Origin of the sequence: Streptococcus halotolerans, from assembly GCF_001598035.1 — a bacterium.
Classification (GTDB): domain Bacteria; phylum Bacillota; class Bacilli; order Lactobacillales; family Streptococcaceae; genus Streptococcus; species Streptococcus halotolerans.
In genome coordinates, this window is the sequence record NZ_CP014835.1 from 745,011 (window position 1) to 770,277 (window position 25,267).

Genomic DNA, 25,267 nt, shown 5'->3' on the forward strand with positions numbered 1-25,267 from the left:
TAACGGATAAGTCCTTCTTGTTTTAATTGCTCCAGAACGCTAAAGATAGACAGGTCAGATAGACAGGTCCTCAAGAACTTCTGTTGAGGGGCAATGAATTTGGTACAAATCAAGACTTGATACGCCAAGGTTTTGCAAACTATTTTCACAGTAAGCACGTACCTTATCATAAGTGTAGTTATCTAGGTTGGCAAAATCGTCTTTACGACCGAACTTAGTTGCTACAAAAATACGCTCGCTGCGTTCTTTAAGCAATTGCCCAAGTAAACGTTCGCTACGACCACTACCGTAGACATCTGCTGTATCAAAAAAATTGACACCTTGGTCTACTGCAGAATGCAGGCTTTCTAGCGCTAGTTCCTCAGACGTGTCACCCCAATCACCGCCAATAGCCCAAGTCCCTAAACTAACTTCACTGATTTCCATATCAGTCTTTCCTAAACGATTGTATTTCATAAAGGTCTCCTTTTAACAATGATTATGCTACATCATAACTGATTTTCGTTGGTTTCTCCCAATAATCCTAAACACAACCTTCTTTACCCTGTAGCTCTATACCTAAAATCATAATCGAGGAATTTTATTTATAATTAAAAACTTTTCTAGCCATAACGTCGCTAAGGCGTGGAAAGAGGGTATAAATTTTATGGGTTGCAGCTAAACTAAAGGGCATGTTAAGTTCACGTTTGTTTTTTCCCATCACTTTAACAATTCTTTTGGCCACATAGTCAGGTTTGAGCGTAAATCTTTCAACACTTTTGAGGTAGTCGCCTGACGGGTCCGCTTTGTCAAAGAACTTGGTTGCAATCGGCCCCGGATTAACGGTTGTTACGTAGACGTTCCTGTCAGCTAGTTCTAAGCGTAAGGCATTTGAAAATCCGATGACTGCAAATTTTGTCGCTGAATAAATGGTTGATTTAGCAGAGGCTATTAAACCAGCCATTGAAGCGATATTGATGATATGCCCACGGCCTTGCTCAGCCATACGTTTTCCAACAAGTCGTGAGAAATGGATACTTGCCAAGGTATTAACATCAAACATTTCTTCAATCTCATCAAATGCATAGTCATCAAAGGTTTTGAATTCTCCAAAACCAGCATTATTGACTAAAATGTCAATACGACCATACTGGAGGTAAATCTGATCAATTACGGAAGTCACAGCCTCACTGTCTGTGATATCAAGGCCGATGCAGGTCTTATTTTCCACATGTCGGTACATCGCTTCCAATTTTTCTTGACTTCGACCCAAGAGAATCAAGCCATCTTCATTTGGAAGTCGCTTGATCATTTCTTCGGCAATACCACCTGAAGCACCAGTTATGACAATAATGCGTTGACTCACAGTATCTCCTCCTCATCTAAATCAAAAACAACTTTTACATTTTCAAAGACTTTGGCAGCCTCTCGTTCTAGTTGACGACAATCTCTTGATAGAAATCGTGGACTAATATGATTAAGCAGCAAGCGTTTAGCACCTGCTTCTTTTGCTACTTGTGCTGCCTGCATATTGGTCGAGTGCCCATGAGACTTAGCTAACTTGTCGTCGCCTTTTCCATAGGTTGATTCATGGACCAAAACATCAGCACCCAACCCCAGACGAACACTGGCATTCGTTTTTCGAGTGTCGCCTAAGATAGTCACTACCTTGCCTTTTTTAGGTTCTGAGATAAAGTCATTAGCAATGATTTTAGTACCGTCGTCCAAAACAATATCTTGGCCATTTTTGACTTTACCAAATAATGGACCAAATGGAACACCCGCTGCGATAAGCGCATCAGCATCTAGACGGCCTTCTAAGTCTTTTTGAACCACACGATAGCCCACACAGAAGATACTGTGATTGAGTTCTTCTGCGTAGACTTGGAATTTATCCGTTTCCATGATTTTACCAAGACTGTCTGCTTCAAATTCGTGAAAATGAATGCGATAAGGCAAACGAGAGCCTGTCACACGAAGACTAGACATGACAAAAGATTTGATTCCCTTGGGACCATAAATATCAATATCAGTCTGCTCCTCACTAGATTGGAAAGCACGGCTTGACAAAAAACCTGGTAGACCCAAGACATGATCGCCATGAAGATGCGTGATAAAGATCTTGGTGACCTTACGAGGTTTGATCGTCGTTTCTAAAATTTGACGTTGGGTACCTTCGCCACAGTCAAACATCCACACTTCGTTAATTTCATCTAATAATTTTAAAACTAAACTGGAGACATTACGCCCTTTAGCGGGCTGGCCAGCACCTGTTCCTAAAAATTGTAATTGCATTGTTTCTCTTCTAATTTTCAGTGATATAAGCTATGTATTGACGTTGTTCAAACCCATAGTAAACCTTACCTTGGTAGGTTTGGAGCAATTCTAAGAGCTCGTCTTGGTTAAAACTAGTGATTTTGGTCATATTAGCTTTGAGTTGATAAACCTGACTGAGTAGGGCTGACGCTGGCGTCACATCTTTCCTATCTGACTCATCAAAGGTCATAGGGGACATTTTGAGGCGATTATTTTCTTGGTAAATTTTATAATCTGGAAAAATCTCTGCCAAGTCAAAGAAAATCTTGGCATAGATAGGCTCATTTGCTTCAGAAAACACTTGAGCGACCTGATCCTCATTTTCAAAGGCGAAGCCATAGGATTTTCCAGAGAGATTGAGTCGGACAAAAGGTTTTTCTTCAGCAAAACTAGGATTTTGTTGAAATAAATCAAGTGCTTTTGAAATCTCAAAATAATAATCCGTCGCTGCTGTTTGACCTTGTTTTTGATAGAGTTCAGCAAAATAAGCATTGATAACACTAGGTGGCGGTGTGATAAAAGTCAATTTTTGTTGGTCATCCAGTGTCTCTAATTGTTTCTCCAAATAAACCTTATCAAGACTGGTAAATCCACCAAACTTGAGGGCTAAATCAATATAATCAGTCATAAAATTCTTCTAACTTCCATTTATTTCGGCTAGCGATATAACCCGAAATCTCTTCTGTTTCTTTCGAAAAATCATAATGGTCTAAAAGTGCCAATTTTTCAAGTTCATAGAGTTTATAAACATCTTTTTGGTCAACCTTGATCGAAAAAGGCACAAATAAATCACGAATTTCATCAATAATCAGGTTGCGAATAGACTGTCTAGCCTCTTTATCTCGCGCTGAAATACGGACATTTGGAAAGGCGGTTGCTGTAAAACTTTCCACCTTATCCATTTTATTGTAGATAGCCAAACGTGGAATATCCAACATGTCCAAATCTTTGAGAATATCTAGCACTACCTTTTCATGCTCGCTATGATTTGGGTCACTAGCATCAATAACATGTAACAACAAATCCACATGACGACTCTCTTCCAGAGTTGACTTAAAGGCGGCTACAAGTTCTGTTGGTAAATCTTGAATGAAACCAACGGTATCGGTCAAAGTTGCCTGAAATTGACCTTTGAGATAGAGTTGCTTGGTTGTAGCATCCAAGGTCGCAAAGAGTTCATCAGCTTCATATTGCTTCTTGTCTGTCAAGGTATTCATGATGGTTGATTTGCCTGCGTTAGTATAGCCAATCAAGCCGATTTTAAAGGTTTCAGAGTCCACGCGCTTATCACGGATGGTCTGACGGTTTTTCTCAACCACTTTTAGCTGACGCTCAATATCATTGATTTGGTTGCGGATAGAACGACGGTTAAGTTCCAGTTGACTTTCACCCGGACCACGGCTACCAATACCACCCGCCTGACGGCTGAGCATGATACCTTGACCAGCCAAGCGTGGCAATAGGTACTTGAGTTGGGCAAGATGGACTTGTAGTTTCCCTTCATGGCTACGAGCACGCATGGCAAAGATATCTAAAATCAACTGCATGCGGTCGATGACTTTGACGCCAAGTTCTATCTCTAGGTTAGTATTCTGACGCGGTGTCAAGCGATTATTGACAATGACGGTATCAATCTCATCAGCTTCGACCATTTGGCGGATCTCCTCTAACTTCCCTGAACCGACAAATGTCTTACTATCATAGCGCTCACGTTTTTGGCTGTAGGCATTAACAACATGAGCACCAGCTGTTTTAGCCAAACTAGCCAACTCTTCCATCGACATGTCAAAGTGTTCTGTCTCTTGCAATTCTACACCAATGATAATCACACGTTCTTGCTTTTCCTGTGTTTCATGCATGGGATCACCTCCTTAGGTTAGCTTCTTATCATGAAAAAATAGCCCAGAATGGACTATCAAAACTGTCTCTTATTATAGCATATTTTTGACGCAGTCACATTAGACAAGATTTTTAGGCTTTTTCTAAAAAATGCTTAACCTTTGCAGCGATCTTCTCTTGAACGTTTTCTTCAGAAATCTGATAAAAATCGACTGTCATCCGATTTCTAAACCAAGTCAACTGTCGTTTGGCGAAACGTCGGGTATTTTGTTTCAAGCGAGCGACGGATTTCTCCAAATCCTCCTGACCTTCGAAATAAGGAAAAAGTTCCTTGTAACCTATACCACGAGCAGCTTGGGAGTGAGGATAGTGGTCATAAAGCCACCTGGCCTCTTCTAGTAAACCATTTTGCAACATCACATCCACGCGGGCATTGATCCGATCATAAAGTAACTGTCGATCATCCGTTAGTCCAATAACCAAGGCATCCAAATCACTATCTTGATTGACCAAATCTTGTCCGAATTTGGCCAACTCTAAGGCACGAATAGCACGACGACGATTGAGTTGGGGAATGGTTATTTCAAGCGCCTCAACTCTCTCAAAAAGCACCTGATTGTCCTCTTGTTCTAGTTCCTTGCGATAGGCCAGTAGCGCCTCCTGATCAAGATTCCCACCCAAATGATACCCTTCTAAAAGACTTTGCAGGTAGAGCCCTGTGCCGCCAACAACAATGGGTAATTTGCCTCGATGGATGATATCGTCAATGGCCTCATGAGCCTCTGTCACAAAGTCAAAAGCCGAGTAGGACTCTGTTACTTGACGCACATCAATCAAATGATGCACCGCCGCTGCCTGTTCTTCTGGGCTTGCTTTGGCTGTCCCAATATCTAATGCTTGATAAACCTGCTGGCTATCTCCTGAAATGATTTCGCCATTGAATCTCTGGGCTAGTTCAATGCCAAGAGCTGTTTTTCCAACTGCCGTTGGTCCTGCCACAACGATAATTTTTTTCTTCATAACGTTTTTTACTTGCTATTCTCTTCTATTTTTAAGATAATAATACTATTATATCATACTGAAAATCAAGGCTTTCTAGCTTTGTTTTCATAGAAATAGGAGAACTCTCATGTCAAAAAAATTCGCTTTTGCTAAAGGTTTAGCCACAGGTGTTATTGCGACTGCTGCTACAGTTGCAGGTGCTGTCTTCGCTGTTAAGAAGACGGTTATCGAACCAGAAGAAAAAAAAGAGGCTTTCATCGAAGAAAATCGTAAAAAAGCGGCTCGTCGTCGTGTATCACACTAAAAAGAGGCTGGGATTTAAGATCCCAGCTTCTTTTTATGGTGCTATTGTTATTGTTTTGTGAGAAAAAATGTAATGTAACCGATCAAAACGCCAATCACTATCACGCTAGCTAATAACATTTCGCCAACTAAAAGCCAATTCCAAACACCTGCAAGCCCTAAGACCGCCATGCCGTTTTTTAAGGCAGTTGCAGAGATAACTAAGGGAAAAGTAAAGGCTGAAAAGACTGGCGAGAAGGGTCTATTTAGTAACGCTGGCAATTGTAAAACAATATAAAAATAAAAGAGTTGAGCTAGAGTTAAGAGCATGCTCATCACCAAGGGATTAGGCTGGGGAAAAGCTAGGGCATAGGCAGCTGTTACCAAAGAAAACGGTGCACAAATGGTCGCTGTATTGGGCTTAACAACAGACGGTAAAGGCGATTGTTTTAGACGCTTAAAGATAACTGGTAAGACCAAACAAGTTGCCACAAAACCATACATGATGGTGATTTTTCCAATTCCAAACCATCCACTAACAGGAGACGTCAAACCGGCAATGGCAACGCCAATATAAAGGACGGTCCACGATGGAAAGACTGAATCTAGCGAAAAATCCCTTAAATACTTAGTCGAAAAGATCAGCATATGACAAACGATACCAATAAAACAAAAAATCCAAAGTGGTCCAATCAGCGAGTCAACAAAGCTAATCCCACCAAAGAATAGCTTTAAATAGGCTATCCCTAAAAATCCTGACATGAAAAATGTTGTAAAAACAGAGGATACTAAGGGATTCTGCATCTGCTCTTTGACACTCTTAGGGTCAATAATCATACTGTACAACAGATACAACCAAATCAAAAGCGCTAAAAGGCCACATGTACCAGTAAAAATCATGGATAAGTCCTTTAAAAGATTTCCCAAACCCAGCAATCCTAAAACAAGCCCTGCCGTTGCTAACGGCGCCTTTTGCAATGTCATACACAACCTCCGATTTGTTATATCATTCACTAATTATACCATGATCTCTGATCACAAGAAATAGCTAGCCACGAGACAGTGGAATCATCTAACCGCTTTTTCTGAGTTTGTGTTTAATTGTCTAAAACAACCAAATCTTCTCTGACATTTTGACATCGATAATTGAGACATTAATGAGTAAAGTTTTTTTACTTGCTTAATGCCATAAGCAGCCGACACTCTTTCTTCATCTGAGCTCCTTAAGAAATCTTTGAGGCATCTGCTTGCCTTATGAGAGTAGCTAACGACCTCATAACAATGATCTATCTCTCCTTGAGCACAAGCATGACCTTTAACGGAGAAGGCTGTCACTGAATTTAAGATATAGTCTTTTGAATTAAGGTCGAGACATTGTCGCTTTCGCCTTGCCCTACTCAAGTACTGCCTGCATCTCAGTTCTTTGTCTCAAAGTTAATTCATTTTACTATACAATCCCATCAAGAAAACATGGGTTGACATCAAAAAACACCTCAGAAAAGTATTGCCAAATAGCCATACTTTCATTGAGGTATTTTCATCCTATTCTTGTTTCAATTAACTATAATTCCTAAGTCTCAATTGGACAAAGAAAAAAGATTGACGCAAATGCCCCAAATGAACAGTTGCATCAACCTGTAGAGATAAGGAAATTACTTTCCTATTTGATCATCTTAAGCGTTAACGTATTCTGGTAAGCTTTCGCCAATTGCTTCCAAGCGTGCTTGCCATTCGTCACGACTCAAGCCATTTTCTTGAACGTAACGGTTACGCTCATGTGCACGACATTCTGCTGAACAACCACGAACGTACTTCGCTTCGTTTTCTTCTGAAGCGAAAATTTGTTTGTTACAGAAAGGATTGGCACAATTAACATAACGCTCACATGGTGTACCATCAAAATGATCTTTAGAAATCACTGTTGGATTAACGCGGTTGATAGGCACTGAAATACGCTCATCAAAGACGTACATTGCCCCTTCCCAGAGATCTCCTTGCACTTCTGGATCTTTACCATAAGTGGCAATACCGCCATGAAGTTGACCGACATCCTTGAATCCTTCACGGACCATCCAACCAGAGAATTTCTCACAACGAACCCCACCAGTACAGTATACAACAACACGTTTTTCCATGAATTTCTCTTTGTTGTCGCGTACCCACTGTGGTAGTTCACGGAAGTTACGGATGTCTGGACGAACGGCACCTTTGAAGTGACCAAGGTCGTACTCGTAATCATTACGTGTGTCCAAAACGATAGTATCTTCGTCAAGAAGTGCTTCTTTAAATTGTTTCGGATTGAGGTATTCTCCTGTCAACTCAAGCGGGTTGACGTCCTCATCTTTGTAGTCTGTTTCAAGACCAAGATGAACGATTTCTTTTTTGTAACGAACAAACATTTTACGGAAAGCTTGTTCTTCTTCTTCATCAATCTTGAACCATAGGTCAGCAAAACGTTCATCACTGTGTACCCAGTCCATGTATTTTTGAGTTGTTTCGTAGTCACCAGAAACAGTACCATTGATTCCTTCATCGGCAATCAAAATACGCCCTTTAAGACCGATTGATTTACAAAATTCCAAGTGTTTTTTAGCATATTCTTCTGCATTTTCAATTGGAACATATTTGTAGTACAACAAAACTCTGATTTTTTCTGACATAATAGTCTCCTTTAATCGCCTTTGCAATAGGCGTTGTTACTTACTATTCTAACGCTCTTTTAAAGGATTTTCAAAAGATATGCCTTCCAAAACACCAAGACTGACAAGGAAAACCTGATTTTGTTAAACTAGTAGAAAGGAGATTGCTAATGACATACGAATTTTGCTTAGAATATGGGACCTATCCTTTAAAGAATATCTGTACTGGGCTTGAAGGGGAAAATGAGGCACCTGATTTTATCAAGGACAATCAAGCCCTAATGGAAAAACTAGAACGTCTCAATGACCACTTCCACCAACTATTTCTCGTTATCGAATCCCAATTTTTCTTTGTTGGATATGACAAACCAGACATCCTGAACTTAGTCAAAAAAGAACACGAGCAAATCATCACTATCTTAACTAAAGACTACCCTGATGAGGATATTAGAATCGAAAAATGCTATTGGGAGTAATCGATGCCTTAGAGATAAGAACTGTTTTTCAGCTATTCCAAAATCGGCAAAAGAAGAACTGTTTTGTCCTTTCACTTCCTAAAATAGAGTAGAACATTAAGAACACCTCGAATCAGTAAAGTAAAAGCCACGCAATCACTACATCCTGTCACTTACTCATAACAAGCAGAAAATGGTTGGTGTGTCTAGCTTCAACTTGAGACAAGGACTCAAGAGATTGTAATGGGCAGAAATGGTCAAAACAACACTGAAGCCCTTGTTAAGATTGAAAAGGCAGCTTTTTTAGATGAGGTAATCTCTTTTATCTCATTCAACAGCACCAAGAATCAACTGTTGCATTTTTCAAGTGATGATATCTCACAATAGCCACAGTAATTTTTGATTTAAAAGAGACTCACATTTAAGCATCATCCTAAACTATAGTTATACTACGACTTCAGAACCGCACTGACATATTTTTCTTTTATAAGTGACTATTGGTGACCTACTCAATTTTTCTATCTAAAGTTATCTAACGCTTCTTAAATTTATCAGTCTATGCCAACTAGCAAAGACAGTTGGGACAACTGTAATCATGTATTTTTCTCGCGATAGGCCACTTAATATCCATGGCTCACTTGGTAACATTAAGCTATACTAATCTTCAATTCTAGCAAATGAAGATTAGATATTTCAAAAACACCTTGACTTTGCTATTAGCACAATAATGACAAGGTATCTTAGGATTGACAAAAAGCCAATCATCAAAAATGACGTTTGGCTAAAGACTGAAGTTGGGGCGCACGGTCCCAACTTTTTTATACTCAACAAAAATCAAAAAACAACTTATAATAGGACTATGAAACTATCGACAACACAAATTAATGAATTAAAAACTTACTTAAAAGATCAAGCGTTCTCACCATTCCATAGACGCCTTCAATTGGTGCTATTTAGGGCAAAAGGTCTCACTTATAAAGAAATCACCACTCTTATTGGCTTTTCAAAGTATGCTATTTGGAGCTTAACGCGTAAATACGAAGCAGAAGGTATCTCAGCTCTCCTTAAAGAAACACGTGGTGGTCGATATCACCAGTATCTGACTCATGAGGAAGAGGAAGCTTTTTTAAACGAGCAGCTAACAGCGTCATTAACTGGTGACTCCGTGACAATCAACTCTCTTTATCAAGCTTATCAAGAGCGTGTTGGGAAACAGACAACACGAGAGGGGTTCTATGCCCTATTGAAGCGCCATGGTTGGCGTAAAGTAACCCCAAGACCAGAACATCCTAAAAAAGCAGATGCTAAAACTATTTTAGCGTCTAAAAATAAAATCTTCATTCAAGAAGGCGAGAAAGCGCTTTAAAGACAGTCGTCGTTACAACAAAGTAAGACTAATGTATCAAGACGAAGCTGGTTTTGGTCGTATCAGTAAAATCGGGAAGGCATGGGCTCCGAAAGGGGCTCGCCCACATGTCCACAGCCACTATATTCGAGAATATCGCTATTGTTATGGTGCTGTCGATGCCCATACAGGAGACTCTTTCTTCATCATTGCTGGGGGCTGTAACACAAACTGGATGAACGGGTTCCTTAAGCAATTATCAGCAGCTTATCCTCATGATTATATTTTACTCGTCATGGATAACGCCTTTTGGCACAAATCAAGGACGTTAGAGAAACCTGCCAACATTGGCTTTGAGTTCATTCCCCCTTATACACCTGAGATGAATCCTATTGAGCAAGTCTGGGCTGAGATTCGCAAGAGAGGCTTTAAGAATAAAGCATTTAAAACACTTGATGACGTGGTGAACAGGCTACAAGAAGTGATTCAAGGATTAGAACAGTCAATTTTAAAAAATATCGTCAACAGACAATGGTTACAGAAAGTTAGTTTTTGATTTTGGTTGAGTATTATTTACCGTGGACGGAAAGTATTCAAAACAACTGTAAAATAGAAAACATTCCAGAGTCAGTCCAGACTTTGGAATGTTTTTCAATATACCTCGTTATTGGGCGCTTACGGACAAATGATTGTAAAATAAGTTCCTTAAACCATAAAAAAAATAGAACAAAGGTCGCTCCTATCGCGTTAGCAACCCTTGCTCCATTATTGGTACTATTTGATTTATGATGATAACGTTCTTAATTTCAGTGTTTTTCGGCTAATCACAACAAACAGTAACATCAGCAACTCGTACAAACCAAAAAAGACTATAAAACAGTGCCTAAAGAAAGACTCGGGCAGGACATTGATAATGGGATCTGTGTAGGGATTAAAAAGCCAACTACTATCGCCAGGAAAGAGCATTTGATGAAAGAGCGTAAAAAACTCATTAAATCCTACTGCTATGCCCAATAATCCAATAAAAATAGGGAAAATAGCTGCTATTAGATAGAGTTTCTGATAAATAAACAGTGATTTATGTCGCCACGATTTAATCAAAAAATAAACTGTCGGCAAACTTGTTATTAAGAAAACCAATTGAGCCAAATGAAATAAGCCTTTGACATCTGAAAAATGCTTGAGCCCGTCTTTTGATGATGGGAAATCCGGCATATCTAGAACGTGATGGAAAGGATTGGTCAAGTAGCTCAAGAGATGATTGTAATTATCCAATAGATCCTCTTTAGAAAGCTTGACCATGTCTAAAAGGTTAAGTCTGTCAATTTCTAAGGGATAAGCCAACCAAGCTAGATAAATTGTTAAAAGAATGGCTAAAGCAAGAAGCCAAATAATACTAAGCAACGCTAACAATCGCTGACTAAGAATAGTTTTCATGAATACCTCAACTAATGTCTGTTATTAAAACGAGATGAGATGGTACTTCTCTTCTACCATTTGATAGCTTATCACGACATTCTTAAGGTAAACTTATTTATCTTCAAAGGACCATTCTGCCAAAGAATCCAAAACATGTGTCGGTTGGATAGGCAAAGAAGTGACTTCTTCCTTTTTGGTAAAGCCCGTCAAAACCAAAAGCGTGTCGATGTCATTTTTAATACCTGCCGTGATATCGGTCAAGTAATTATCCCCAACCATAATAGCTTCTTCGCGTTTGACACCAAGGCGTTCCAAAGCCTTGTTCATGATAATAGCTTCAGGTTTTCCGATAATAACTGGAGTGATACGCGTCGCAGCTTCTAAGAGTGCTAGAAGTGATCCTGCTCCTGGCATCAGACCACGTTCGGTCGGAATATTTAAGTCAGGATTGGTTCCGATGAAAAAAGCACCTTTTTGAATAGCCAACGTTGCCACTGCTAGCTGCTCGTAGGTTACCTGAGAATCCAGACCAACTACAACGTAGGCTGGATTTTCCTCATCATGGATATATCCTGCTATCTCAATAGCTGTTTTCAAGCCTTTTTCACCAATGACATAAGCTGATTTACCACGATTCATGTCGTTCATATAATCGACAGTTGCTAATGTGGCTGTGTAGATTGTCTCAAGTGGCGTATTGACATTGAACTTGCTAGAAAGCATTTCTTGAACCATCTCAGGTGTTCTAGTCGTATTATTGGTTACCAACAAATACGGAATGTCACGCTTCTGCAAATCAATAATGAACTGCTCCCCTGCAGGAATGCGCTCGTTTCCTTTATAAATAGTACCGTCTAAATCTATTAAATAGCCTTTATAAGCCATAATGTCCTCTCATATTTATCGTATCAATCAAAAACCGTCTCCCAGTGCTTAGCTCGATAAGCCTCATAGCACAGACGAATTTGTTTAGCAGTTGTTTTATTTTGTGACAATTCAGGGAGTTGATCTAAGTCAAAATATTTGGCATCAAGTGTTTCTGAATTAGCTTGAAAAGATCCCCTGATATAGTGGCAAAGCACAAAATGCTTGATAACCCTGACTGCCGTATTAGATTGATTGTTTTTGCGCTTATCCTGTACTGCCACCAAACGTGTAGCCTCGACTTCAAAGCCAGTTTCTTCTTTAACTTCTTTGATGGTATTTGACAAGATAGATTCTTGAACATCACACCACCCTCCAGGAAGCGCCCATAGCCCATTAGCTTCTTGGACTAATAGAACCTTATCCTCCTCAAAAATAGCTGCTCTAGTGTCAATTTTAGGCGTCTGATAACCATCTTCGCTAGCAAATAGTTCTGTCACTGTTGAGTGGGGAATGCCTGAAACATCACTCAACATTTGGCTAGCTATGTCCCGGATCTCCTCATAACGCTCACGATCAAAAACCTCTGGATCATAAGCCAAACCATTTTGGGCCAGAGCTTGCAACCGCACTGCCCATTCTAACCAAGCCTCTTCTTTCATGCTAAACCTCCTCCGGGACAAGGCCCCACTCGAGGATCGCTTGGGCATTGACTTGTCCATCTGTTGTGATTTGGTGGCGACTAATGTTATCTTCTAAAAGCACTTCTGAAACGATATCACGCCCATAATGGATTTCTTTGATATACTTGAAGGCAATATGTTTAGGGTAATGGCTTCTAAGAAACGCAAGGGGCATGACATCATAAATCCAATCAAAATACTTACTATTATTGACATGACCATTCATATCCAAGTCAAAATAGCGAACATGGTAGTCCGTTTTGTCAGCATTTTCTAAGAGGGGATACTTGGGACCTCGTCTCACTTTTTTGACAAATTCAGAATCAAAAACCTTGATTAAGTCCACTGGAACAGGAGCGACTTTTCGTGTCTTAAAATCAATCAAGACAAAGCTTGCAGCGATGGTCATAATTTTCTGACCATCTTGTCCCAGGATATCAAAATCGCGATAACAAAAGAGTTTATTATACGATTTGGCTTCTGTTTCAATGGTAATGGTTTCCGAAAACTTGGGTAACCTTTCAATGTGAATGTCATAATCGGTGATAACCCAAACTAACCCATAAGTATCCAAAACATACTGATCAGACACACCTAAGGCTGCTGATTGCAGACCAGAGACCTGTAAGGCTGCTGACAATAAATATGGTAGTTTGGCACAGTGATTGACATCTGTTTCGTAAAATGGAATCTCGTAACTAGTACTATATCGCTTTCCCATGCTTGTCCTTCTTTCTATCATTATCCCAATAGGAACTAATCCTTATCATCAGACACATCAATGATGAATTTCTCAGCGACTGTGTCTCCTAGAAAGAGCCCCTTTTTGGTCATACGAATTGTGTCCTCTTCAAGAATCAACAGACCATCCTTGACCAAATCAGCTACGATTTGACCATAGCGCTCTTCAAACCCAACACCAAATTTTTCTTCAAAATGACTAATAGAAACACCAGATTTTTTGCGCAGTCCGAGAAAAAATTCCTCTTCCATCATTTCTTCTTTGCTAAGGATATCTTCGCCTAGGCGAGAATGCCCATGCTCTTTAATGGCTTTAAGATAATGTTGAATAGGACCACGGTTGCGGTAGCGTATGCCATCAAGATATCCAGAGGCCCCTGCGCCGACACCGTAATACTCCACATTATCCCAGTACATGAGATTGTGTCGGCTTTCAAAACCTGGCTTGGTGAAATTGGAAATTTCATAATGCTCAAAACCATTTTTTTCCAATTCATTGATGATATAAGTAAACATATCTGCTTCAATATCTTCATTTGGCAGGTGCAGACGTCCTCGGCGCTGCTTGTTCATAAAAACGGTGTGATTTTCTAAAATCAAACTATAAAGGCTAAGATGGGGAATATCCAAAGCTAAAGCCTTGCGAACATTCTCTTCTACTTGCTCCATTGTCTGATTTGGCAGTGCATAGATCAAGTCTATCGAAATATTGGTTAAGCCAGCAGCCTTGAGCGCATTGATACTTTCATAAATCTGAGCTTCATTATGACTACGACCAATCTGCTTGAGCTGCTTGTCAAAGAAAGTCTGAACTCCTAGAGAAACACGATTGACAGCTGATTTTTTTAAAACAGCAATCTTCTCTGGTGTCAAATCCCCTGGATTAGCTTCAATAGTGAATTCTTCAAGCATCTCTAGGTTAATATTTTTCTCTAAATGAGTTAGCAAATAATCCAACTGCTCAGCTGTGATAGCTGTTGGCGTTCCCCCGCCGATGTAAAGCGTCTTTAAGTCATGAATATCATAAAACTCGAATTCACGAATAAGAGCCTGAAGATACTCATCCACAGGTTGATTTTTAATAAATACTTTTGAAAAATCACAATAATAGCAAATTTGTGTGCAAAAAGGAATGTGTACGTAAGCTGAAGTTGGTTTATTAAACATATTAATATTTTAGCATTTTTATGAGGTCTTGGCACGACTGGAAAATAGAAAAAGAGGTATAACACTCTACCTCTCAAAATTATCGGCTAGCATTTCTAACCTTATCCTATAAAAGCTCATCAATGAGATCATCCACCGCATCAGCTGTTTCATTAGGTGTGATTTCAGTGACCATGATGCCTGCTACGGCACGCTCAACAAGTCCTTCAACGTCAAGGCGGGCTTCATATTGCTCAACATTTTTTATCTTAGGATTTGTCTTAGGACGGTCTGGAGCAAAAATCGTACAGCAATCTTCAAATGGTTGAATAGAGATGTTAAACGTATCAATCTGTTCAGCTAAAGCAATAATTTCCAATTTATCCATAGTCACCACTGGACGGATGACTGGTGTACTAGTGACTGCATTAATCGCCTGCATTGACTCTAGAGTCTGACTAGCGACCTGCCCAAGACTTTCACCATTGATAATCACGCGTCCATCACGTTTTTCACGAATGCGATCTGTGATACGCATCATAAAACGGCGTGTTAAGGTCATCAAGTAGGCTTCAGGAGCTTTTTCCTTAATTTCCTCTTGAATTTCAGTGAAAGGTACTTCGATAAATTGAATGTTCCCACCAAATTTTGTCAATTTACGGGTTAAATCTTGGGCTTTTTTTAGAGCACCTGGACTAGTATACGGAGGGCTGGCAAAGTGAACCGCTTCAATATCAACACCACGTTTAAGAGCCAAGTAGCCTGCAACTGGCGAATCAATTCCTCCAGATAACATAAGCATTCCTTTTCCAGCCGTACCTACTGGAAGCCCGCCAGCACCTCTAATCTCTTCGTGTGAAATATAAGCTGCTTCGTCACGAATTTCAACCTTAAGATTAACATCTGGCTTTTTCATTTGAGCTTTGATATTTGGAAGAACCTCAAATACCGCTCCTCCAAGGGTATGATTCAATTGTGTCGAATCCAACTCAAACTGATGGTCGCTACGTTTACTTGACACTTTAAACGTCAAACCTTCCTGATACAAGTCGGTCATAATGGTTTGAACGGCTTTCGTTAAAACAGTGACATCTTTTTCGACACGGTAAACAGGATTGAACGCTTGAATACCAAAGATTTGCTTTAGAGACTCGGCCACAGGTTCATAATCTGCACCATTTAAGAAAACATGACAACGATCACGGTCTGCTGTTACCTTTACTTCAGGATAGATTGACAAAACGTCCTGAATATTTCGGCGTAGCTTGTTGATGAAACGCATGCGATTCTTTCCTTTGGTTGACAGTTCACCGTAGCGAACCATGATTTCTGAATATTGTAGGTTCATTATTATACTTTCTATTATCTTACTTTTTGGGTTTTGGCATAAACTTGTTTAAAGATGGTCAAAAATTGCTCGACCTGCCCCATATCATTGTCATCATCCAAACTAACACGGACAGCAGTTTGAGCATCCTTGCTTGGAACACCCATAGAAATCAGGGTTCCCGCAGGTTTCCCAGCTTTTGAGGAACAAGCTGATGTGGTCGAGATGAAAATATCATGTTCTTCGAAAGCATGGACAATCACTTCGCCTCGAACGCCCTTGATACCAAAAGTAATTATATTTGGGGCAAATTCATCCCGTCCTGAAAAGATAAGAATATCCTCATATTTAGCCAATTCATCCAAGATGATGTCCTTCATTTTGGCCAGTTTAGGCAGTGCCACGTCCTCCTTATCTTTGACAAGACGGAGCGCCTTTGCCATAGAAGCAATACCAGCCACATTCTCAGTTGTTGAACGGAGATCTTTCTCTTGACCACCACCTGTTAAAAGAGGGCTTATTTTCTTGCCTATTTTTTTATAGAGAAATCCTACGCCACGAACAGCGTGGAACTTATGACCAGAGAAAGACGCCAAATCAACTCGATCTGTTAAATAAAGTTCCTTTGGAATTTTTCCAATAGCCTGAACCGCATCCACATGGAAGGTTAGGTTGGGACGCTCAGCCAACAGTTTTGAGATTTCTTGAATAGGCTGAATGGCCCCAACTTCGTTATTGACCGCCATAACTGATACTAAAATCGTGTCTGGGCGCAGCAAGCCTTTCAGAGCTTCTATGTCCACAAAACCACGACTATCTACTGGTGCATAAGAAACATCAAACCCCTGCTGACTCAACCATTTGGCAGATTCTTTGACTGCAGGATGTTCAATGGCCGAGACGATGATATGCTTACCAAAAGCCCGCTTTTCAAAGGCTATCCCCTTAATGGCCCAATTATCACTTTCCGTTCCACCTGAAGTAAAGAAAATTTCAGCTGGCTCTTTTCCTAATAGATCCGCAATTTGCTTGCGAGAAGCTTCCAAAATACGAGTTGACTGATTTCCCAAGCGGTGCAAACTGGATGGATTCCCCCAAATCTTAGTTGTTACCTCTTGGTAAGTTCTAAGGGCTTCAGGATAAGTTTGTGTAGTGCTTGCATTATCAAAAAAAATCACTAAAAATGACCAACTTTCTCTTACTATTGAACAAGATAAGGTCTGGAGGTAAGACTAACCTTGCATTTTCGACTATTTATTATAGCATAAATCCTTTTTAAATAGGTTTTCAATTCATTAGTAAAAGGCTTTCAAACTTTAGTGCTAAAAAGAATATACTTACCTGCTATTTTTGCATGATTTTTTTCGAATTAAATCATATAATATAGTCTATAAAAGGAGGACATCATGCCACAACAGTATTCTCGAAAATCTAAACAAGAAGGACAAAAAGACAAACGTCGTCCTACTGAACATATCAAATCCGGCTTGACAGCCTTTCAAAAAACCTTAGCCCTAATTGGTTCTATCTTGTCGATTATTGTCGCTTCTATTACGATTACTAATTTTATTCGTAATAATGGTGCAACCACTAATGATAAGACGCCTTCTTCAACAGTTGTGATTCAAAACAATGGCAGCCAAGGTGCTTCAAATACTAATTCCGATACTACCAACACCGAAACCTCATCAAGCAGTTCACCAGATTATCAGAGCGATGTTACTAGTCCAGACAGTCCTCAAGATATCACTAATGACGACACGTCCACTACCCCAACACCTGACGCTGATGCAACGACTGCTTCTTCGGCTCCCCAAACTGACGTAACAAGCGATCAAACCACAACAACCCCATAACATCAGAAAGAGTCTGAGAAATCGTTTATCTCAGGCTCTTTTTTTATCAATCATTTCATTAGTCAAATAAGGCTAAAAAGTCACCGTAACCGGCTGACTCCAGCTCTTCATAAGGAATAAATTTGAGGGCTGCGGAATTAATACAGTAGCGTAAACCTCCAGTTTCGGCAGGACCATCATTAAAAACATGTCCCAAATGTGACCCAGCTTCACGGCTTTTCACTTCGATACGTCTCATAAAATGAGAACGGTCATCGTGATTAGTCACCCGTCTATTATCCACAGGTTTTGTAAAAGCTGGCCATCCACAACCAGAATTATATTTATCAAGCGATGAAAAGAGTACCTCACCGCTAACCACATCCACATAGATCCCTTTTTCGAAGAATTCATCATATTTTCCTGTAAAGGCACGTTCTGTTGCAGCATTTTGCGTCACTTCATAAGCCAAGTCACCAATCCGTTGGCGTAGTTCTTCTTGTGATTCTGTCATACATCCTCCTATTCCCTTTTTTAAAATATTTTGAGTTGTTCCCACTTCCCCAAAACCTGAAAAAATGATCATTAAAATTACCTAATGAAAAAGCATTCTAGCAAAACGAACGTCGCATCCCTGATTAAATAACAAGACTAGATTTGCTTATCCCATGGCTACAAATTCTTATGCACCAGTCGGATGACTAGCCAAAGTAGTCAAAAATTGACTACTTAAGAGGATAAACAATGCCTTTCCAGTTATTAATAAAAGCTATACAATCAAGATAAAAATGATCGCGATTAAATGTGATACTGACCAAACAAAATCTTCTTATCGCATGGTCACAAATTCTTCCGCACCAGTTGGGTGAATAGCTACCGTAGCATCAAAATCTTCTTTTGTTGCTCCCATTTTTATGGCAACTGAGAAACCTTGAACCATTTCATCAACACCGTAGCCAATCCCATGGAGTCCGATGATTTTTTCATCTTCACCCAGAGTGACTAACTTCATCGTTGAGGCTTGACGGTTGTCTCCCAAAGCAGTGTACATTGGCGTGAAATTTGAACGGTACACTTTGATCTGTTCTTGACCGTACTTGGCAATGGCTGCTTCTTCTGACAAACCGATAGAGCCAATAGCAGGGTGTCCAAAGATAACTGTGGCGACGTTCTCGTAATCCATTTTGGCAGTCGCCTTACCGTTAAAGAGACGTTCAGATAGTTGACGTCCTGCTTTAATAGCGACTGGTGTCAATTCTAACTTCCCATTAACATCACCTAAAGCATATATCCCCTCGACAGATGTATTCTCAAATTCATCCGTTTGAATATACCCGTCTTCATTTAAAGCAACGCCTGTGTTTTCCAATCCAAAACCAGCTACATTTGGCTTGCGTCCAATGGCCCAAATCAAGCAATCAACTGTGTAGGATTCTCCATTTTCCAAAACAAGCGTCACAGAACTGTCATCATTTTGGATCACTTCTTTTGGTACCGAATGGGTATGCAAAGAGGGACCGTTCTTAGCCATTTCATCTGTCAATACAGAAATGATTTCTTCATCAAAATGACGCAAAGGACGTTCCTTACGAACAAATAAGTGCGTCTCCGAACCCAGAGCATTTAGCACTCCTGCTAATTCGACAGCAATATAACCAGCTCCAACCACTGCTGTCCGATTTGGTACTGCATCAAGCTCAAAGAAACCATCTGAAGTGATTCCATACTCAGCGCCTGGAATGTCAGGAACAACGGCGTGTCCACCAGTTGCAACCAGAATATGGGGAGCTGTGTACTGCTCACCTGCTACTTCAACCGTATGTGCGTCCACAAATGTCGCATAATCATAGAGTCGTTCAACGCCATTATTATCAAAGCCACGTTCGTAAGAGCCATGGATACGATCAATGTAGGCCTGACGATTAGCTTTCAAGATCGCAAAGTCAAAGGTTTTAACATCTACATCAAAGCCATATTCACCAGCATAGCGGTTAAGCGTCTCAGCCACTTGAGCGCCATACCACATGACTTTTTTAGGCACACAGCCCAAGTTAACACAAGTTCCACCAACTTCACTAGCTTCAATCAGGAGGGTCTTAGCTCCGTGCATGGCTGCGCGATTTGCTGAAGCAATGCCACCAGAACCGCCCCCAATAACAATATAATCATACGCTTTCATCATAGTATCCTCGTTTTCTTTTACTCTGTTCTTCTTCAAGATTATCACAAACTAAAAACGTCCTCAACTATCTGCTACGGTAGGAAAAAAAGCAGGCTATCCTGCCCTTTATTGATCATACCTTTAGCAACCTAATACTCATCCAAAATCAAAAACTAACTTTCTGTAACCATTGTCTGTTGACGGTGGTTTTTAATACTCTTCAAAATCAAAAGCAGACCTTATTGACATGATTTGATGAACTTTAGTCCTATCTGTATCGGTGTTGCCTAGTTTGTTTTTGATTTTCATTGAGTATAAGAATCAATCATATTAAATAGTCACTGTGGATTAACCTCAGGTTTTACGTGATGACAAACGATTGGGAACAAGACTTGGTGTATCAGCTAAATAGCATTTTTGGGTTTTATCTGATCTGTTATCCACTCAAGTTTCTCCTTTTTATCCCATTTGCCTGGATTACTTGAAAACACAAAATCACCTATTTCAGACTGAGCACAAAAAGAGCAGACTTAAAAAGCTCTGCTCACCATTGTAATATCTAGATTATTTTCTCCATGTGATGCCGACCCCAAACACAGGGTTAATGGTTTCATATTTTAGATACCACAGGTCCTAACGTTCTATATCGGCTCAGTTCTAAAACCGCGGCTTTCTAACACTTTTAGCATCGCATCTGCCGTGTCAAGTGCCGTAAATAGCGGAACCCCCTGCTCGATGGCTGAACGTCGAATCATCTGCCCGTCTTTGTCTGCTGTGCGTTTTGTTCCAACAGTATTGACAATCGCTTGCACCTTACCAGCACGAACTAAAGCTGGAATATCTTGGTTTTGATCTTCACCTATCTTATTGACTAAGCGAACGTCAAGACCATTGTTACGCAAATAATCTGCCGTTCCTTGAGTAGCAAAAAGGCTGTAACCAATGGCCGCAAAACGTTGCGCCAACCCAAGAGCCTCTTCTTTGCTGTCATCAGAGATGGTAAAGACCACATTTCCGTATTCTGCTAAGTGGAAAGACGAAGCTTCAAAAGCTTTATAAAGTGCCTTTTCAAGGGTGGTATCTGATCCCATAATTTCGCCAGTTGACTTCATCTCTGGTCCTAGCAGACTGTCAACTTTAGATAATTTACTAAAAGAGAAAACTGGCGCCTTAACATGAACTTGAGAAGATTCTGGATAGAGGCCATCTTTATAACCCAAGTCTGCTAAGTTTTCTCCTAATATCAACCGTGTTGCCACTTGTGCCATTGGAATATTGGTCACTTTGGAAAGGAAAGGAACGGTACGACTGGCACGTGGATTAACTTCAATGACATAGACAGTCTCATCCTCGATAACAAACTGAATGTTCATCATTCCGATACAATTCAAACCAATAGCCAGACGCTTGGTGTAATCAACAATCGTTTCCTGAACAGCCTTCGAGAGAGTCTGTGGCGGGTAAACGGCCATAGAGTCTCCCGAGTGAATCCCCGCTCTTTCGATATGCTCCATGATGCCTGGAATCAAGACAGTCGTTCCATCGGAAATGGCATCCACTTCGCACTCTTGTCCAATGATGTAAGAATCGACAAGAACAGGATGCTCTGGACTAGCTTTAACAGCCGTCTTCATGTAAGAACGCAGATCAGCTTCATTTTCCACAATTTCCATAGCGCGTCCACCTAAAACATAGGATGGACGGACTAGGACAGGAAAGCCGATCTGACGAGCAGCTTCAATAGCCTCTTCCTCATTGGTTGCCGTGTGTCCTGGTGGCTGTGGAATACCTAATTCTTTGAGGGCTTTTTCAAACAAATCTCTATCTTCAGCGCGATCCAAATCTTCCACCTGTGTTCCTAAAATGGTTACACCAGCCTCAGATAACCGTTCAGCAAGATTAATGGCTGTCTGTCCACCGAACTGCACAATTACCCCTTTAGGCGCTTCCAAATCAATGACATTCATAACATCTTCAAAAGTTAATGGCTCAAAGTACAGCTTGTCCGATACGGAGAAATCCGTCGAAACTGTCTCAGGATTAGAATTCATGATAATGGCTTCGTAGCCAGCTGCCTGAATGGCTTTCACAGAGTGGACAGTGGCATAGTCGAATTCAACACCTTGACCAATCCTAATAGGACCAGAACCAAGAACCAGAACTGACTCTTTTTCACTAGGCACAGATTCATTTTCAAAAGCATAGGTTGAATAGAAATAAGGAGTGCTGGACTCAAACTCTGCCGCACAGGTATCAACCATTTTGTAAACTGGTAACAGGTTATTAGCTATTCGAAGCTCACGAATCTCCTCTTCTCGCATGCCCCAAAGCTCAGCAATCTTGCGATCTGCAAAACCATAACGCTTAACTTCTTTTAAAAGAGTTAAGTCACCAACTTTAAGAGCTAATGCTTGTTCTAATTCATAAATATGGAGCAGCTTATCCAAAAAGAAAATATCAATTTTCGTTAGATCAGCCATTTCTTCAATAGAAATCCCTCGACGAATAGCTTCCGAAATATAAAAGAGACGGTCATCTTGCGCTTTAACGATTTTCTCAAAAAGCTGATCGTCGCTAGCCTCAAACAATTCTGGCATGTCATTGTGGCAAACGCCAATTTCTAAAGATCGACAAGCTTTAAGTAGCGCTTCCTCAATGTTACGACCGATCGCCATAACCTCACCGGTTGCCTTCATTTGGGTTCCTAGACGACGTTCACCATGCTCAAATTTATCAAATGGAAAACGAGGTATCTTTGCAACTACATAGTCCAAGGCTGGTTCAAACATAGCATAGGTTGAACCTGTTACGGGGTTAATCATCTCATCCAAAGTCAAGCCAACCGCAATTTTAGCCGCTAATTTGGCAATGGGATAACCTGTTGCTTTAGAAGCAAGAGCTGAGGAACGCGATACACGAGGATTCACCTCAATAACATAGTACTTAAAACTATGGGGGTCAAGAGCTAGTTGGACATTACAACCACCCTCAATTTTAAGAGCACGAATGATTTTCAAACTCGCATCGCGCAACATCTGATTTTCAATATCAGAAAGGGTCTGGGTTGGGGCAAAAACGATAGAATCACCTGTATGAATACCAACGGGATCAACATTTTCCATGTTGCAAACAACTAGGGCATTGTCAGCAGCATCTCGCATGACTTCGTACTCAATTTCTTTGAAACCAGAGATAGAACGCTCAATAAGGCACTGGGTTACGGGTGATAATTTAAGGCCATTTTTGGTAATATCCCGAAGCTCCTTTTCATTGGAACAAATCCCTCCACCTGTTCCACCAAGAGTAAAAGCAGGTCGAACGATAACAGGATAACCAATTGCATGAGCAAATTCAAGCGCTTCTTCTACTGTTTCAACAATTTCAGATTCTGGAATCGGTTGGTCCAACTCTTCCATCAATTGTTTAAACAAGTCACGATCTTCTGCTTGGTCAATGGCTGACAGTTTAGTCCCTAAAAGTTCAACACCAAACTCCTCCAGAACGCCAGCTTTCGATAGTTCCATAGCCATATTGAGGCCTGTTTGACCACCGAGGGTTGGCAAAAGAGCATCTGGTCGCTCTTTTCGTAAAATACGAGAGACAAACTCAAGTGTTAACGGTTCAATATAAACCTTATCCGCAATTTCTTTGTCTGTCATAATAGTCGCAGGGTTAGAGTTGACCAAGACAACACTATACCCCTCTTCCTTCAAAGCAAGACAGGCCTGCGTACCAGCATAATCAAACTCAGCAGCTTGACCGATAATGATGGGGCCAGACCCAATCACCATAATTTTTTTGATATCTTTTCTTTTAGGCATCTTATTATCCTTCAGTATTTTCTATCTCTCAGGATAGGATTAAATGGCAGTAAGTCAAAAATGAACCATCTCGTTGATCTCGCCTCGTCGGGAAAATCAGGTTCTTCATCAAGTCCCAGACATCTACGACGATTTCAGTTAGTTAATGAACGTTCCAAGGCTATTTTCATTGATACAATTTAGTTCCTGACTTGGTCCTTTTACGCTAAGAATGGGCTTTTGTCGAGGAAGCTTTAGAATCCCTCGAGATCAGACCGATTTCTCTAGTCCCTGACTTTGCATCATCGTAAATCACTTGCTTTTTTGACACAGTCAGTGATCTTGTTCAGCCTGATAGGCATCTATCATTTCTAGGAAGTCATCAAAAAGATAGTCAGCATCGTGCGGACCAGGTGCAGCATCAGGGTGAAATTGAACTGAAAAGGCAGGAAAATCTCTGTGACGAACCCCTTCAACCGACTGATCATTAATGTCTTCATGAGTAACCATCAGACAATCAGGCAAGGTTTCGCGTTTGACCGCATAGCCATGGTTTTGGCTGGTAAAATCAATACGTCCTGAAGCAATTTCGCGAACAGCATGATTAAAACCCCGATGACCAAAGGTCATTTTATAAGTCTCAGCGCCATTTGCCAAAGCAAATAGTTGGTGCCCCATACAAATACCAAAAATGGGGATTTTACCTTGTATGCCTCTAATCATTTTGATGGCATGCGGTACGTCTGTTGGATTACCAGGACCATTTGAAAGCATTACACCATCAGGGTTAAGCCCTAAAATCTGTTCAGCAGTTGTATCGTGAGGCACTACCGTCACATTGGCTTTGCGTTTTGATAATTCTCTTAAAATGGAATGTTTGAGCCCAAAATCAACCAAGACGATGCTCTTTCCGACCCCTGGTGCCGGGTAAGCCGTTTTTGTCGATACTTGTTCTATATTATTAGTCGGCAAAACCGTTGCTCGTAGCTGATCTTTCAAATGCTCGACACTGTCTCCATCATCTGCCATAGTAGCTTTCATCGTACCATGCTGGCGAATCATTTTGGTTAAAGCTCTCGTGTCAATACCAGAAATACCAGGAATATTCTTGGCTTTCAAAAACGCATCCAAAGACATTTGATGACGCCAATTACTTGCTCGACGAGCATACTCCGAAACGACGACTCCTTTGCAGGTTGGGCTAATGGATTCATAATCGTCACGATTAATCCCATAATTTCCCACTAAGGGATAGGTAAAGGTTAATAGTTGACCATTATAAGACTGGTCTGTGATAGATTCTTGATAACCAGTCATCCCAGTATTAAAGACAATTTCGCCTGTCACATCAATATCAGCACCAAAGGCCTGGCCTTCAAAAAGAGTACCATCTTCTAAAATTAAGAGACGTTTTCCCATATTTCTCCCTTCGTC

Annotated in this window: 23 protein-coding genes and 2 pseudogenes; 6 read left to right on the forward strand and 19 right to left on the reverse strand. The window is 40.5% G+C overall.

Annotated features, from left to right (window positions below; all coding sequences use genetic code 11):
- Window positions 1–54: 54 nt before the first annotated feature.
- The 6 genes from A2G56_RS10830 to miaA form a co-directional block, all read right to left on the reverse strand.
- Window positions 55–456, reverse strand: a complete 402-nt coding sequence (locus A2G56_RS10830; protein ID WP_216634354.1) for an aldo/keto reductase — start codon at window positions 454–456, stop codon at window positions 55–57.
- A gap of 124 nt (window positions 457–580) precedes the next feature.
- A complete protein-coding gene (locus A2G56_RS03320; RefSeq protein WP_062708998.1) occupies window positions 581–1,345 on the reverse strand; it encodes an SDR family NAD(P)-dependent oxidoreductase in 765 nt (254 codons plus the stop codon).
- Window positions 1,342–2,274, reverse strand: a complete 933-nt coding sequence (rnz, locus tag A2G56_RS03325) for a ribonuclease Z (protein WP_062709001.1) — start codon at window positions 2,272–2,274, stop codon at window positions 1,342–1,344. The genes A2G56_RS03320 and rnz overlap by 4 nt, the downstream gene beginning before the upstream one ends.
- Before the next feature lie 10 nt (window positions 2,275–2,284).
- The gene (locus A2G56_RS03330; protein WP_062709004.1) at window positions 2,285–2,923 is read right to left on the reverse strand and encodes a hypothetical protein; all 639 of its coding nucleotides are present in this window, start codon (window positions 2,921–2,923) and stop codon (window positions 2,285–2,287) included.
- Entirely contained in the window at window positions 2,916–4,154 is a 1,239-nt protein-coding gene (hflX, locus tag A2G56_RS03335) for a GTPase HflX (protein ID WP_062709007.1), read from the reverse strand. Before hflX ends, A2G56_RS03330 begins: the two co-directional genes overlap by 8 nt.
- A 112-nt stretch (window positions 4,155–4,266) precedes the next feature.
- The gene (miaA, locus tag A2G56_RS03340; protein WP_062709010.1) at window positions 4,267–5,154 is read right to left on the reverse strand and encodes a tRNA (adenosine(37)-N6)-dimethylallyltransferase MiaA; all 888 of its coding nucleotides are present in this window, start codon (window positions 5,152–5,154) and stop codon (window positions 4,267–4,269) included.
- Between the two features lie 109 nt (window positions 5,155–5,263).
- On the opposite strand from miaA, the gene A2G56_RS10140 reads away from it, so the two are divergent.
- Window positions 5,264–5,440 (forward strand): DUF3042 family protein, encoded by a 177-nt coding sequence (locus A2G56_RS10140; protein ID WP_082785098.1) that lies wholly within the window; start codon window positions 5,264–5,266, stop codon window positions 5,438–5,440.
- Window positions 5,441–5,487: 47 nt separating this feature from the next.
- On the opposite strand, the gene A2G56_RS03345 is transcribed toward A2G56_RS10140, so the two are convergent.
- Window positions 5,488–6,402 carry a TDT family transporter gene (locus A2G56_RS03345; RefSeq protein ID WP_062709014.1) on the reverse strand — a complete coding sequence of 305 codons (915 nt, stop codon included), beginning with the start codon at window positions 6,400–6,402 and terminating at the stop codon, window positions 5,488–5,490.
- Between the two features lie 466 nt (window positions 6,403–6,868).
- On the opposite strand from A2G56_RS03345, the pseudogene A2G56_RS10910 reads away from it, so the two are divergent.
- Window positions 6,869–6,979 (forward strand): annotated as a pseudogene (locus tag A2G56_RS10910) (IS630 family transposase); the annotation flags it as partial.
- A gap of 112 nt (window positions 6,980–7,091) precedes the next feature.
- Here A2G56_RS10910 and trhO read toward each other — a convergent pair.
- Window positions 7,092–8,078, reverse strand: coding sequence for an oxygen-dependent tRNA uridine(34) hydroxylase TrhO (gene trhO, locus A2G56_RS03350; RefSeq protein WP_062709017.1), 987 nt, complete (start codon window positions 8,076–8,078; stop codon window positions 7,092–7,094).
- Between the two features lie 149 nt (window positions 8,079–8,227).
- Here trhO and A2G56_RS03355 point away from each other — a divergent pair, with 149 nt between their 5' ends.
- From A2G56_RS03355 to A2G56_RS10150, 3 genes and pseudogenes are all read left to right on the forward strand, one after another.
- Complete coding sequence (locus tag A2G56_RS03355; protein WP_062709020.1) at window positions 8,228–8,533, forward strand: hypothetical protein; 306 nt, start codon at window positions 8,228–8,230, stop codon at window positions 8,531–8,533.
- A gap of 222 nt (window positions 8,534–8,755) precedes the next feature.
- Entirely contained in the window at window positions 8,756–8,899 is a 144-nt protein-coding gene (locus A2G56_RS10610) for a hypothetical protein (RefSeq protein WP_157761191.1), read from the forward strand.
- A gap of 661 nt (window positions 8,900–9,560) precedes the next feature.
- Window positions 9,561–10,413 (forward strand): annotated as a pseudogene (locus tag A2G56_RS10150) (IS630 family transposase); the annotation flags it as partial.
- A gap of 227 nt (window positions 10,414–10,640) precedes the next feature.
- Here A2G56_RS10150 and A2G56_RS03370 read toward each other — a convergent pair.
- The 7 genes from A2G56_RS03370 to A2G56_RS03400 form a co-directional block, all read right to left on the reverse strand.
- Window positions 10,641–11,294 carry a TIGR01906 family membrane protein gene (locus A2G56_RS03370; RefSeq protein WP_062709026.1) on the reverse strand — a complete coding sequence of 218 codons (654 nt, stop codon included), beginning with the start codon at window positions 11,292–11,294 and terminating at the stop codon, window positions 10,641–10,643.
- Window positions 11,295–11,387: 93 nt separating this feature from the next.
- Window positions 11,388–12,161, reverse strand: coding sequence for a TIGR01457 family HAD-type hydrolase (locus A2G56_RS03375; RefSeq protein ID WP_062709029.1), 774 nt, complete (start codon window positions 12,159–12,161; stop codon window positions 11,388–11,390).
- Between the two features lie 23 nt (window positions 12,162–12,184).
- On the reverse strand, window positions 12,185–12,802 hold the full coding sequence (locus A2G56_RS03380; protein WP_062709032.1) for an NUDIX hydrolase: 618 nt from the start codon (window positions 12,800–12,802) through the stop codon (window positions 12,185–12,187).
- A gap of 1 nt (window position 12,803) precedes the next feature.
- A complete protein-coding gene (locus A2G56_RS03385; RefSeq protein WP_062709035.1) occupies window positions 12,804–13,544 on the reverse strand; it encodes an acyl-ACP thioesterase domain-containing protein in 741 nt (246 codons plus the stop codon).
- Window positions 13,545–13,579: 35 nt separating this feature from the next.
- Window positions 13,580–14,731, reverse strand: coding sequence for a radical SAM family heme chaperone HemW (hemW, locus tag A2G56_RS03390; RefSeq protein ID WP_062709038.1), 1,152 nt, complete (start codon window positions 14,729–14,731; stop codon window positions 13,580–13,582).
- 106 nt (window positions 14,732–14,837) lie between these two features.
- On the reverse strand, window positions 14,838–16,058 hold the full coding sequence (gene thiI, locus A2G56_RS03395) for a tRNA uracil 4-sulfurtransferase ThiI (protein ID WP_062709041.1): 1,221 nt from the start codon (window positions 16,056–16,058) through the stop codon (window positions 14,838–14,840).
- Window positions 16,059–16,072: 14 nt separating this feature from the next.
- Complete coding sequence (locus A2G56_RS03400) at window positions 16,073–17,215, reverse strand: cysteine desulfurase family protein (protein WP_062709044.1); 1,143 nt, start codon at window positions 17,213–17,215, stop codon at window positions 16,073–16,075.
- A gap of 228 nt (window positions 17,216–17,443) precedes the next feature.
- Between A2G56_RS03400 and A2G56_RS03405 the strand changes: the two genes are divergently transcribed.
- Window positions 17,444–17,893: a DUF6556 family protein gene (locus tag A2G56_RS03405; RefSeq protein WP_062709047.1), complete on the forward strand. Its 450-nt coding sequence runs from the start codon at window positions 17,444–17,446 to the stop codon at window positions 17,891–17,893.
- Between the two features lie 58 nt (window positions 17,894–17,951).
- Here the strand turns inward: A2G56_RS03405 and msrB are convergent, their stop codons facing one another.
- From msrB to A2G56_RS03425, 4 genes are all read right to left on the reverse strand, one after another.
- On the reverse strand, window positions 17,952–18,386 hold the full coding sequence (gene msrB, locus A2G56_RS03410) for a peptide-methionine (R)-S-oxide reductase MsrB (RefSeq protein ID WP_062712419.1): 435 nt from the start codon (window positions 18,384–18,386) through the stop codon (window positions 17,952–17,954).
- A gap of 315 nt (window positions 18,387–18,701) precedes the next feature.
- Window positions 18,702–20,054: a glutathione-disulfide reductase gene (gene gorA / locus A2G56_RS03415; protein ID WP_062709050.1), complete on the reverse strand. Its 1,353-nt coding sequence runs from the start codon at window positions 20,052–20,054 to the stop codon at window positions 18,702–18,704.
- A 620-nt stretch (window positions 20,055–20,674) separates the two neighbouring features.
- Window positions 20,675–23,854 (reverse strand): carbamoyl-phosphate synthase large subunit, encoded by a 3,180-nt coding sequence (carB, locus tag A2G56_RS03420; RefSeq protein ID WP_062709053.1) that lies wholly within the window; start codon window positions 23,852–23,854, stop codon window positions 20,675–20,677.
- A gap of 312 nt (window positions 23,855–24,166) precedes the next feature.
- Entirely contained in the window at window positions 24,167–25,252 is a 1,086-nt protein-coding gene (locus A2G56_RS03425; RefSeq protein ID WP_062709056.1) for a carbamoyl phosphate synthase small subunit, read from the reverse strand.
- Window positions 25,253–25,267: the final 15 nt, after the last annotated feature.